Annotated in this window: 10 protein-coding genes and 2 pseudogenes; 8 read left to right on the top strand and 4 right to left on the bottom strand. The window is 58.9% G+C overall.

What is annotated here, in order from left to right:
- Positions 1 to 305 precede the first annotated feature (305 nt).
- The 4 genes from SO156_RS44640 (at position 306) to bfr (ending at position 2679) form a co-directional block, all read left to right on the top strand.
- Positions 306 to 665, top strand: coding sequence for a hypothetical protein (locus tag SO156_RS44640; protein ID WP_498539289.1), 360 nt, complete (start codon positions 306 to 308; stop codon positions 663 to 665).
- Between the two features lie 207 nt (positions 666 to 872).
- On the top strand, positions 873 to 1646 hold the full coding sequence (locus SO156_RS44645; RefSeq protein ID WP_498539290.1) for a caspase family protein: 774 nt from the start codon (positions 873 to 875) through the stop codon (positions 1644 to 1646).
- 157 nt (positions 1647 to 1803) lie between these two features.
- A complete protein-coding gene (locus SO156_RS44650) occupies positions 1804 to 2085 on the top strand; it encodes a (2Fe-2S)-binding protein (protein ID WP_498539291.1) in 282 nt (93 codons plus the stop codon).
- A 105-nt stretch (positions 2086 to 2190) separates the two neighbouring features.
- Complete coding sequence (bfr, locus tag SO156_RS44655; RefSeq protein ID WP_498539292.1) at positions 2191 to 2679, top strand: bacterioferritin; 489 nt, start codon at positions 2191 to 2193, stop codon at positions 2677 to 2679.
- Between the two features lie 1448 nt (positions 2680 to 4127).
- Here bfr and SO156_RS44660 read toward each other — a convergent pair.
- On the bottom strand, positions 4128 to 4673 hold the full coding sequence (locus tag SO156_RS44660; RefSeq protein ID WP_498539293.1) for a carboxymuconolactone decarboxylase family protein: 546 nt from the start codon (positions 4671 to 4673) through the stop codon (positions 4128 to 4130).
- Positions 4674 to 6427: 1754 nt separating this feature from the next.
- On the opposite strand from SO156_RS44660, the gene SO156_RS44665 reads away from it, so the two are divergent.
- From SO156_RS44665 to SO156_RS44675, 3 genes and pseudogenes are all read left to right on the top strand, one after another.
- Entirely contained in the window at positions 6428 to 6808 is a 381-nt protein-coding gene (locus SO156_RS44665; protein ID WP_498539294.1) for a hypothetical protein, read from the top strand.
- A 262-nt stretch (positions 6809 to 7070) separates the two neighbouring features.
- Positions 7071 to 7514: pseudogene (locus tag SO156_RS44670) on the top strand (peptide-methionine (S)-S-oxide reductase MsrA).
- 550 nt (positions 7515 to 8064) lie between these two features.
- Positions 8065 to 8259, top strand: a pseudogene (locus SO156_RS44675) (transaldolase); the annotation flags it as partial.
- A 223-nt stretch (positions 8260 to 8482) separates the two neighbouring features.
- Here the strand turns inward: SO156_RS44675 and SO156_RS44680 are convergent.
- The 3 genes from SO156_RS44680 to SO156_RS44690 form a co-directional block, all read right to left on the bottom strand.
- Positions 8483 to 9577, bottom strand: coding sequence for a DUF7482 domain-containing protein (locus tag SO156_RS44680; RefSeq protein ID WP_498539295.1), 1095 nt, complete (start codon positions 9575 to 9577; stop codon positions 8483 to 8485).
- A gap of 67 nt (positions 9578 to 9644) precedes the next feature.
- Positions 9645 to 10214 (bottom strand): cytochrome P460 family protein, encoded by a 570-nt coding sequence (locus tag SO156_RS44685; protein WP_498539296.1) that lies wholly within the window; start codon positions 10212 to 10214, stop codon positions 9645 to 9647.
- Between the two features lie 12 nt (positions 10215 to 10226).
- Positions 10227 to 10865: a cytochrome P460 family protein gene (locus tag SO156_RS44690; RefSeq protein WP_498539297.1), complete on the bottom strand. Its 639-nt coding sequence runs from the start codon at positions 10863 to 10865 to the stop codon at positions 10227 to 10229.
- A gap of 442 nt (positions 10866 to 11307) precedes the next feature.
- Here SO156_RS44690 and SO156_RS44695 point away from each other — a divergent pair.
- Positions 11308 to 11576 (top strand): 6-pyruvoyl trahydropterin synthase family protein (locus SO156_RS44695; RefSeq protein WP_498539298.1); only part of this gene is annotated, 269 nt, incomplete at its 3' end.

Raw genomic sequence — 11576 nt, forward strand, 5'->3', positions numbered from 1 at the left:
CGCTATCGCGTGCGGCGCGGTTATCCCTACCCTTCGTACTGGGGCTATCCCACCCATAACTCGTACTGGGGCTATCCGACCTATAATTCATATTCGAGCTATGCCACCTATTACTATCCCGGCTTCTCTTACGGTTGGTGGTGATGCCAAAGTTGGCAGCGTGCGGCTCTCTCAAGCCGCCGCTAGTCAACTATTTGAGAAATTTTACCGGTCCCGATCGTGCGCGCGTCACTCTTGGGTCACTTTCGACGGATTCGGCAGCGTCGCCCTGTAGATGTCCGCTTCAACTAGTTGGGAGAACTATCATGACAAAGCGTTCCCTTCTGATCGCGGCAGCGAGCTGCTTGATTATCTTTGCACCGGCAGCATATGGGCGGTCGGCCTACGACGGCTCCTGGGACCTCGTCTTCGTGACGCAAAGAGGAACCTGCGATTCCAGTTACACCTTTACTGTCGACGTGACCAACGGAATTGTCACGCATCCCAATCTCGTGAGATTTCGAGGTTACGTCGCAAAATCCGGTGCGGTTCGCGCTTCGGTGACGGTCCAAGACAAATATGCCACGGGTGCGGGCAAATTGTTCGCAACGTCCGGTCGGGGGACCTGGAGCGGCCACTTAGGAATGGCGCGATGCTCAGGCTACTGGACGGCGCGACGCAATTGAAGGACGCAACGGCGGCACGCGACCGGGCGCGACTGTTGCGCGAATTGCTGGTAGCGCCAAGCCATCTTACGGAGAGGAGCGTTTCCTCGTTGAACTGAAGACAATAATAAAATGACAGCTCCCAAAATACTAGTCGGCGTTGCGGTCCTGCTCGGCTTGCTCTCAACCGGCCTCGACAGGACAATGCGGTTGGAAACGCCTCGGCCCATGAACGCGCCCATATGGTCCGGTGAATCCGTACCCCTCGATACTAATCGGCTAGCTCTGGTGATTGGCAATTCAACCTATCCCGATGCCGGCTCTCCTCTTCCCCAAACGACGCGTGATGCGGAAGGTTTGACAAATACTCTTCGTAAGGATGGGTTTCTGGTTGACGCCGTTGACAATGCGACGCGCCCCGACATGACCAAGGCAATCGATCATCTAAGGGCAAAAGTACATTTGAACTCAATTGTGTTAGTCTATTTTGGCGGTTACGGCATCCAATCTGACGGACAGAACTATTTAATCCCAGTCGATGCGAAGATCTGGAGTGAAGAAGATGTCCGTCGACAAGGCGTAAGCATTGACTATCTCCTTTCGCAACTCAAGGCTTCCGGAGCTCGCGTCAGGCTCGTAGTCATTGAGGCCTCACGCCGCAATCCTTACGAGCGGCGCTTCAGGGCTTATTCCCACGGACTTGCACCCATTCAAACAAGTGAGAACGCGTTGATCCTGAGCTCAGCAGCGCCTGGCCAGGTCGTTGAAGACCCGGATGAGCTACATAGTCAGCTGATGAACGCTCTTCTTACGCAGATGGTTTCCTCGAGGGGGATCGAAGAGGTCTTCAATAACACCCGAAACGCAGTAGTGGCTGCTACTCAGGGGCAACAGATTCCAGCTGTGTCGTCTATGCTAACCGAGAGCGTCAATCTTGGCCCGGCACGGAGCGGCGCTCCCGCGTCCTCCCTCGGCTCTGCGGCTAGTGGTCGCCGCAAGTGATCATACAAATTTCTGCTGATCTCCAAAGATCAACCGTCAGGGCTGACTTCCCGGTGCGGGCGCCACCCAATCATCTCCGCCTTGCTTGGAACCTCCAACGCGCCCTGGCGCCGTCCCATATCGATGTCGTCGCATCGCTGAAGGTCTTTTTCGCGTTATGATCGTCTGTTCCTGCAATGTCCTCAGCGACCACGATGTTCGCCAAGCTATGAACACGGCCGACGATGCGCTCCGCAACGCCAAACAGATCTATGACTGCCTTGGCTGCAGCGCCGAATGTGGTCGCTGCGCGCGCACCATCAGCACGATCATCAACCAAGCGTATAGGGAAAGTGCACTAGCCTTTCAGGCCGGCCGCCCGCACCGGATCACGGATGCCCCGCAGGATGAGCCCAAAGTCGCGCCCGCAGCGCCCAACTTCCCAGGATTTGCTGGATAGGGGCTTCTCGGTTTCGCCCCCGGGGATAGCTGCTTGCTTGTTTTTCCTCAGTAGCGTTCTAAACTACGAAAGGCCAAGACCCGTCCTCTAGCCTTGGAGTTCATCATGCAGGGCGACCCCAAAGTCATCGAGTACCTTAACAAGGGACTGCGTCACGAGCTCACTGCCATCAACCAGTACTGGCTGCATTACCGGCTGCTGGCCAATTGGGGCCTCTTGGACATGGCTAAAGTCTGGCGTAAGGAGTCGATCGAGGAGATGCAGCACGCTGACCGCATCACCGACCGGGTAATCTTCCTCGACGGCTTTCCCAACATGCAGGTGCTCGACCCCTTGCGAATCGGCCAGAACGTCAAGGAAATCATCGATTGCGACCTCGCCGCCGAATTGAGCGCGCGTGCGCTGTACGAAGAGGCGGCGACGCATTGTCATTCCGTGAAGGATTATGTCACCCGCGACCTGTTCGAAAACCTGATGGCGGACGAGGAACACCACATCGATTTCCTCGAGACGCAGCTTGATTTGATCAACCGGATCGGGCTCGAGCTTTACACCCAGAAGCATGTCGGTGGTCTCGAGACCGAAGAGCACTGAGCTTTCGCGCCGTCCACCGCAACCGGAGAACTGTGGCGGACGTCTTTCGCAGACACGAGCAGTTGGTGCGGCTTACGCTTCCAAGAAAGTTGTGCTCGGTCGGACGCGAGTCTAACAGCGAGCTTTGCAATTGCGCGATCGCCTGCGAGGCAACCCGATGGTTGCAGACATTCCACGCGCCATCTCCGAAATAGCGATTGGCTGTTGCCATGCGGATGCGCGCAAATCGTCGCTCACTCGCCATCATCATCGGTAGTCGCCCCGCGCCAGGTAGGTGAGATCATAACGAGACGGCGGCGGTGTCGCGACATCATCCGCCTCGTGCAGCACTTATTTCACTGCATGACCCGCTACCATACTCACCATCACGAAGGAGTCACGGCAAGCGCCGTCGCTGGGCCGCGATCACCACGTCGAGCGAAAAGAGCGCGCGGGCAGAGCTCGAGACCGGGCAGGTCGTGCAGTGCTACCTGACCGGGATTTCGGTTCGATTCAATGCGCCGGCAGAAAGACCATAAGGCCTGCCGCGGGGCATCAGCGAGCTCCGTCAATTTAGATCGGAACCATCGGACCGCTTCCAACGGGACAGCACCTCGTCGACAATTTGCCACTGCTTACGGCCGGACCCACGCCGCGGATCGATCCCTCGGACTAAACTTTCCTGCTGAAGATCGGCGCGGGTCAAAGCGTGGAGCTAGTTGGAGTTCAACGCGCGCCCACGAACCAGGATGGCACTAGACATCCACTGCATGACCTCGTGGTCGAAGCTCAACACTGCTTAGGAGGGCGTGGCCGTCGATGATATCGTCGCTGACGCTGGACTTACCGCACCCACTCCGTTTGCGCTCGCACATTGCCACAACGGATACGCCACCAACGTGGCACTCGCGGACCTCGCGACGGGTAAGGCGATGGTTGCGCTCAAGTAGCAAGGCCCGCCCCTCCCGCGCGACAACGGAGGCCGGCGCGCCCGCTCGTGCAGCATCTACTTCTGGAAGTCGGCAAGTGGGTGAACGGGCTTCAGCTCACGGAGCATGACGAGGCCGCGGAGTTGCAAGGGTAACACATGTATGGCGATCCGTGGCATGAACAGCGATACACGAATAACTGAAGCGATTGCCGCGAACGCCCGACAGCAGCTGCGCGATTGTCGAGATTGCGCCGAGGACGGACACTTTCTCTGGCTGGAGCCTTCCAAGAAACCATGCTCATGATCGACGCCGGTTCCAGCGTCGTGCCGCGCATGGCGATGATCCTACATCGGAAGGCGAGCGGCGACTGTTGGACTGTTTGCTCTACTCGCGGCGCGGCTGCCTGCGTCCCCGACTGGGCCTTCGTCACGCGGCCGGATGTGGTCGCCGAGTGCCCTCGTGCCGTCCGACATCAGGACGCGGGGTCGAGACATTGGATTCTCCGGCCCTCCGCTCACGTAAGGAGGGTACCTCGCGCTAACTTGACTTCGCGGGACTGACCTCGGGAAAATCGATCGGGGTCTGCACCGCGTTGTTCATGAAGTTGGTCAAAAGGAACTGGGCAGTCAGCGCGATCATCTCGACGATGTTGGCGTCTGTCCATCCCGCATTCCTGACCGCCGCAAACTGGGCGTCGGAAACTTTGCCACGCGTCTCGATGAGCGCTTTCGCGAAGGCGACCGCAGCATGGCGCTTGGGATCGCTCGAGCGGCCTTCCCTGTTCAGCTCGATTTCGTCCGCCGGGATTTTGGCCAGGTTGCCCGCGGTGAAGCTGTGCGCGGCCAGGCAGTAATCGCACCCGTCCGCCTCCGACACCGCCAGCGCTATCCCGTCTCTCGTCTTGACGTCCAGCGTTTTCGCGAGCGATCCCATCAGGGTAGCCCAGCCGGAGAGCGTGTTCGGGCTGATCGACATGAGGCGGTGCAGGTTGGGCACGAAGCCCAGGATCTTATCGACGTTGTCGAGGATCGGCTTAGACGCCGCAGGGGCGTTCTCGCGCTTCGGTATGGCAATACGCGGCATTTTGATCCTCCTGCTGTAGACTGCAAGCGATTATCGGGCTGGTGACGATGCAGGCCAGTCGCTGACGCCGACCGTCTCAGCCAGTGGTGGCCGCTGGACTGCCTCGAAGAATAGGGCCCGTCGCGCCGCGGCGATCATGTTTCTTGATCATGCAATCGATAACAGCAGGTCATCGGCTGAGCACCGCATTACTGTCACGCGTCCCGGCTTTCGTCCCCGGCTGCGCCCAACTCGCCGTGCTGACCGGGAGGAAATGGCGGCTTTGAGCGCCTTCATCTCGTTTTCCAGATTTACGATGCGCTACCTGACCGGCTCGAGCGCTTGCTCCAACTCGGGCTCGGTGAAGCGCGGCGTGATGTACTGCGAGCAACTCAAGGAGGAGCAAGACCGCGCGCTCGACCCTGGCTTAATAGCCACGCGAGGAGCCTCGCCGGATCGGCGCAGTCCTTCAGCTCTCTCCATTCCGCGAGCGCGTAGATCTTGAGACGCGCCGGCGGTTTGGGTAGTCCATCAGCAGGAGCGCGGCACGGTCGTTGACGCCGAATTTCTCGACGCTGATGTACTGCCTGTTGCCTGCTAGTCCGCGAAGCCGAGCTTCTTGTCGCCGAGCACCTTGAGGAACCCGGTCGGCCCTGAGCTTCACATAAGACCAGCCGCTCCCCGACACAGTAGCCAGGTAGAAGCTGTCGCGTTGAAATGGGGTGAACAATGGGGCCGCGCGGCTTGGCGGCCTCGTCGCGGTCACAGCGTACGGATGCGCGTTCGGCAGCACGTCCGCGTCAGCCCTTGGCCGTTACTGTTGTCGAGGCGTATTGGCCGGTGATGTGGATCGCGTCGCCGCTCGCCGCTGCCGTTGACGGCACAGGCCGGCTCAGCGGTGATCCTCCCGAACGTGGCGGGACGCATTGAGCCCTGCGCCCGCTCGGTGGGCAGCGGCGCATAACGTCGTTCGAAACCACTCGGCCGGCATTTCGCAGGGACCCGACGAGTTCTCACACGACCTCGGCCGGTAAACGTTGAAGCTGACGACGTCGTCGCCCTCGAGCGCTCGCGCGAACAGGCTGGTCCGCGTTCCGCTGCGAGACTTCCGCGCACTGACGCCGTACCGCAGCCCCTCGTGCGCGCCTGCGCCGTAGCCGCTCGGTATCGCGGCGAGCGTCGATTCAAAGTCCTGTTCCAGCAATGTGGGGCCCGTCTCGGGGCAAGTGCATCGGCCCCGGCTGATTGAAACCCTTCAGTGTCGATCCTCATGGCATCGTTTCGATAGCCGGAGGTGATTGGACGGTCGACGAGCCGGTGCCTATCTTCAATGCAGAATAAAACGGAGCACCGCGAAATGCCGATCCACAGGAAAAGCCCCGAAGGGGGCGCGAATTCGACTCCCGAGCGGTACCGCGTCTCCCCGCCTTTGGCGAAGTCGTGTGCTGCCCATTGCGTGCTCCGTTTCTTGTTCGACGCGAAAGCTGATTGCAAGCACCAGTCCCATGGCTGCACTCTACAAGAACGCCAGTCTCTTCCGCTCGCTTCTGCACTATCCGGTGGCTCGTCCCTGAGCATAACCGAGTGATTGGATGATTGAAGCACCCAAGACTGACTCCACCCCGACGCCCCCAATCCAAAGGAGTCGGTTTTGGCAAGGCCGGATGAAGGGGACCGTAGTGTCGAGTCTTCCCCCCACCGAGAACTACGGTCCTCTCATCTTGGCTTGTTACATGATCGTCATGTGCATGCTGGGTATCGCGCTAATGTGAACGATGACCCCGCCAGCTTCCTACGGTCACGATGCGATGCACCCGGAGCTGAACCCGTGGTTTGCCAAGCTCCGCAGTAAGTCTGGTCCCTGCTGTGATGGCTCCGACGCCTTACATCTTCGGGATGCCGAGTGGACCACTCAAAACAAGAACGAAAGCCATTTTAGGGTTCTGGTGCCCAAGAGCGCCGACCTCTATAGAGCCGCGTCCAACGGTCAGGACATGAAGAATGACGATACCGAGTGGGTTGATGTTCCGGACGATGCCCTTGTTACCGACCCGAACTTGGACCATAGCACGCTGGTGTGGGTGTGGTATGGCTCCGGTTTTCAGTTGACCAACGAACCGCACATTCGTTGCTTCATGCCGGGAGCGCTGACATGACTAGCGTTCTTTATGATAGTGCCGCGGTCAAAAAGAAAATGCGGCCCCTCGAGGCCGCAACGTCGTCGAGAACGTTGACAGCTCGCACAGGATTGCACGAGGGCGGGTTGAGATATTGGATAAACTCGGCCTCCCTTTCGCTTCATCCACCGCAACCAACTGAAGAGCGAGGGAAACGGCAGTTGCGTGAAGCTCTCTGCAAAGCAGGAGGCCTAACGATCGGGGGACTACAGAACGCTCGATCCTGACCGCAGGATAGCTTCTGGGAATCCACCAGCTGGTGCGGCGCCTGCCTGGTGTCGTTTCAACGCGGGTCGGCTATCCGGGCGCCGACGTCAAGAACGCCACATACCGCAACCACGGCACGCACGCGGAAGCGATCGAGATCACATTCGAACCGAATCAGACGAGCTTCCGGCGACTGCTGGAGTTCTTCTTCCAGATCCACGAACTCGACGTCTCTCACGGCAGGGAAACGAACAGGCGGCAAAGTACACGTCGGCGATTTTCTACACGAGCGAGGATCACCGCCGCGTCGCCCGAGACACCATCGCCGACGTTGAGGACTCGGGGTGTTGTCGCCGGGAAAGGTGGTGACCGAGCTTTTCGCCCGCTAGCGATTTCTGGGAGGCCGAGAGTGAAGCACCAGGATAAGCTGGAACGCTATCCGAACGGCTACACCTGCTACTTCGTCCGTCCGCACTGAAAGTTGCGGCGGAGAATGCCGCCTGAAGGCGGTCGCGGTGTGTCGGTGGCCTGCTGCGGGCACAGCCCGACGGCGTTGTGAGTAGTAAGGGCGTTTGCCAAGGGCCTCGCCGCTCCCCCCGAAGTCACTCACATCGCGACAAGGTGGCGAGGTTTGGACGGCCGAACACCACCTTCAGATTCTCACTCGGATGATAACCTTTGGCGCGGTGCCATGCGCGATGCAGCTCATTCCGAACTCATCCTGAGAACCTGCAATGGCCCCTGCGCTTCTCTTCCAGTCGACGCCCGCGCTCAGCGACCTTGAGCGGGGCACCGCGAGGCCGGCACGCGCACACGACCCGGTTTCTTGATGCGATGGTTCTCTCGTCCCACCTTTGAAGGGCTACAGGCCATTCGATGAGCGGTTCACGTTGCTGTTCAGAGACTCTCAGGGCGCAGCAGCCGACTCCTCGGTGCGGCATGGTCTCGCGGCCAGCGGGCTTGGACCGACATCGAGAGGAAACGGCCTTGGCGTTGAAGCTGGATCATCTACGCGGGTGGTCGCCTAGACGGGCGATCCCGGCGCGGTGGCGCGTCTCAAGCCGGTAGACTACAAAACAAATCCCACGATCGACCTGAAAGCTGTCGACACTTCCGAGTGCGGGGATGTTGTCGACGAAGCGTTGGCATGGGGACGAACGCGGCGCGGCGACGCTACACGCGTCGCTGCCGCAACTGCCGACCGGCTCGCGGTCTCCGTTGGAGTCGAGCCGCCGCTTCTGCTGGGCTACGACTGAGGTGGCGGCAACCCGCTCCTTCAAGATCGCGCATCTGTCGTGAGAGCCCACGACGCCTAAACAGAGAGGCGTCGGGCCCGAGGGCGTGCTGATCACACTCATATCGACGCCGGAGGGAAGCGTCAGTGGTTGAGACACCGATTGCGCCCCCCGCATGAACGGGGGGGGGCGTCGTTATCGAGCCAGGAGATTATTCATTGGTGAAGCCTACGACGGGACAATTCACCAGATTCCCCGTCGTTTTCACCGGCCCCCCCGCAGGGCTCACCAGTAAGCCTGACGCACTTTTGGCTTCGAGATCGTCGCCGTCAGTGATCAGTTTCCTTTGATCCTTCGAGATAGCCTCCTTGCTCCACTCAGCCAGTCGTACGTCCCACATCGGAGAGTATCCGGCGCTGATCTCAGTGAAGTGCGCGAGGACGTCGAGCGAGGGCCCCTCTCCGTTGAGAGCGCTGTTGAGCCCCTGGCGGTTCGGATCTTTCGCACCCATGCTGCCGTTCACTATCGTATAGATTACCTCAATCGCGCCGCTCTGAAGAATGTCGCTTTCCGCCGGCGCAAAGGTTGACGACTCGAGGGTCGCCGACTCCTCGGAATTTGCGTCGAAACTAAGATAGCGCAGGTGTTTGCCGTTCGCGAAGCCAAACCGGAGTTTCAAGTCAACAGTGCCCTTATCAGGACAGATGCTCGCCACGGAGTCCGTCACGACAGAGTAATCAGGACTGCCGTTGCAGAACGCGATTTTCTCGGGCTCGACATCGAACGCGATGACTGGGGCATTAAAGACAATGTCCTTGCGGTTAGCCACTCGAACCAACGGGCCGTAGTGCGCATCCCCGACAGATCCCGCGCGAGCCATCTTAGGGGGAAAGAAATTGGGCGCCTCGCCCCCCACCAACTTCTGCGACGGTGAGAAATCGACCCGGCCCGATTTGAACATGAAGTTACCCGAGTCGTCCATTTCCGCAACCCGTGTGCTCGCCAAGTCTTTGGCCAAACCGAGACTCGGCGCCCATGTGAGCCCCATCTCTTTCGAAGTGGCGAAATCACTTACGTCGGTAAGCACGAACCAAACAGTCTCTCCCGAGGCAAGACGGCCGCGATGGAGCGGCAGCTTCACCACCTCCCGTACCAGGTCCACTTGGCCCGACGTGAGGAATTGCTTTGTGATTTTTTTGTCGGCAGCGGGATTGGCCGCTAGACACCCTTGAGGTGCCGAAAACGACACCGCAAAGATAATCATCGACCCACAAACACATCTGCCGAGCTTTTTGCTAGGCTTCATGACTCTACCCTTTTGTCCAGTCCGGTTTTACCCACATAAGGTTCAGGCGAAGTTGGCTAACGATCCGTCACTTTTTCAGTCCGGGATAGCCTTGCACATAGATCCAGTCAGTCGCCTTGGCAGGGATGTGGCAGCCTAGACAATCTGAGCGAAAGTTCGTTGAGGTCGTTTTCAGCGGGTCACCCGCGTTGAACCAAGACCAACCCCAACCATTGCCCCACAGCTTATTATCGGGGTGACTGTTCTTACTGTCTTTCACCATCATGAACCACCCTTTGAGAACTTCTTGATGGCTGACCGTCCCAGTCGTCATATCCGAGGTGGCCGCGCCGTAAACTTCCTTCACCAGGATCGAGCCTTCGGGGAATTTCCCCGTCGCGCGATAGGCCTCCGCAGTTCCGGGCGAAGCGTAGACGACGTGCATCTCTTTAGCACCTTGCTCACCTGCGACAGACCAACTCCCAAGGAATTCGTAGCCGGTTCGGTAGTTCTTCGGGATATGCATGTTGCCTGCCGCATCAACAAGTTGATCCTGCGCAGGGGCGGGCTGGCTAACTGCGGGCTGCGAGACAAGACACGCGACAGTCATGACGATGATGGACGCGGACGCGACGGTCGCATTTCCGAGGAGTTTCATCTTAGTTCTCCCTTACTTTTTTATGGTCTGGCCGGGCGGCACCGGCACCTGGTCGAGCAACGCGTAGAACTGCGTCCACACGTCATCCCGTTTCGCGCTTGCGATGTGGCAGTAGCCGCATTCTTCGACCGGCCGGACTTTGGCGCTGGCCGCCTTGGGTTCGAAGTGGTTGAAGTTGAAATAGCCCCAGCCGTCGCTTGCCTTATATCTCTCGGTGTCCTTAACGGTCACATCCGCGCCGTTGAACGCGCCCGGGAAGAATCCGCGCCCCGATGGCTCAGTTCGCGAACCGTCCGGATTAGTGGCGGGCTGCAGGAGCTGCAGTTCCTTTACGAAAATTGTTCCTTCAGGAAAGACGCCCGTTTTCTTGTAGATCTCGTAAGAACCAGGCTCGATATATACGTTATGAAATTCAGGGAAGTTTGCTTGGGGCCGGTTTAAAAAATTTGGCGTTGTTGGCGAACCAACATAGACCCATTCGTGAAAGTTCTTTGGCAGAATAAGGTCGCCATCTTTCGTGTATTCAGGAAGGTAGCGGCCGGTGGCGTGCCAATCGTCGGGCGGTGGAAGCTGTGGTTGCTGCGCGAAGACCGCGGTTGCTATAGCGCCGGCGCCGAGAACGACGGAAAGTGCTAGTACTGTGCGTCTCATGATCTCTCTCCTATGACCAGCTGTTTGTCGCCGAATGAGGTAGTGACGGCATTCGTGCGCAGATGATCTCACTAACTACGCACAAGTGAGATTAAACGTGGGTGCCTCAATGCGAAAGCGACGAAGGATCATGAAATTAATGCCCGCCGGGAATGACGTCCGCTCGAAGAATCGATGTTTGATCATGGGAAGCTTCTTGCCCCTCGCAACGCATGCCGTAGGGATTGCCGGCGTGAATGCCATTTCCAGTCTTCACTCATGAGCTGGTATGCTTGCGATCTTCAGATGGGGCTATTGACGTTTCTAGTCCCTGTAGTTTCAAATTGGGCAACCGATCCTTCGGAAACGGCCGATCCAGTTCTCCGGCCGCGTCGTGACGGACAGGCACGCCAATGCTGCACATACAAGACGCTCGGCATCAGATAGGACTGACGTTCACAAGATGTGGGAATTGACCAAATCATTCCGCTTCGAGGCGGCGCACTCGCTGTCGGGTACGACCTTTGGCGCGGCGAGCGAGGAGATTCACGGCCACTCCTTCCGCGCCGAGGTGAGCTTGCGCGGCACGCCGGATCACGTGACCGGCATGGTGATCGATCTCGGCCTCCTTCAGCGTGCGATCGAGGATGTGCGGCTGACGCTGGACCACAAGTTCCTCAACAAGATCGAGGCGCTGGGCAATCCGACGCTGGAAAACCTCTCGCGCTTCGT

It is taken from the genome of Bradyrhizobium sp. UFLA05-125 (genome assembly GCF_059803515.1).

Coding starts and splice junctions, on each gene's coding strand:
- SO156_RS44660 (WP_498539293.1), bottom strand. CDS start 4,673: ATGCCGCGTATTGCCATACCGAAGCGCGAGAACGCCCCTGCGGCGTCT.
- SO156_RS44685 (WP_498539296.1), bottom strand. CDS start 10,214: ATGAAACTCCTCGGAAATGCGACCGTCGCGTCCGCGTCCATCATCGTC.
- SO156_RS44650 (WP_498539291.1), top strand. CDS start 1,804: ATGATCGTCTGTTCCTGCAATGTCCTCAGCGACCACGATGTTCGCCAA.
- bfr (WP_498539292.1), top strand. CDS start 2,191: ATGCAGGGCGACCCCAAAGTCATCGAGTACCTTAACAAGGGACTGCGT.
- SO156_RS44680 (WP_498539295.1), bottom strand. CDS start 9,577: ATGAAGCCTAGCAAAAAGCTCGGCAGATGTGTTTGTGGGTCGATGATT.
- SO156_RS44690 (WP_498539297.1), bottom strand. CDS start 10,865: ATGAGACGCACAGTACTAGCACTTTCCGTCGTTCTCGGCGCCGGCGCT.
- SO156_RS44640 (WP_498539289.1), top strand. CDS start 306: ATGACAAAGCGTTCCCTTCTGATCGCGGCAGCGAGCTGCTTGATTATC.
- SO156_RS44645 (WP_498539290.1), top strand. CDS start 873: ATGAACGCGCCCATATGGTCCGGTGAATCCGTACCCCTCGATACTAAT.
- SO156_RS44665 (WP_498539294.1), top strand. CDS start 6,428: ATGACCCCGCCAGCTTCCTACGGTCACGATGCGATGCACCCGGAGCTG.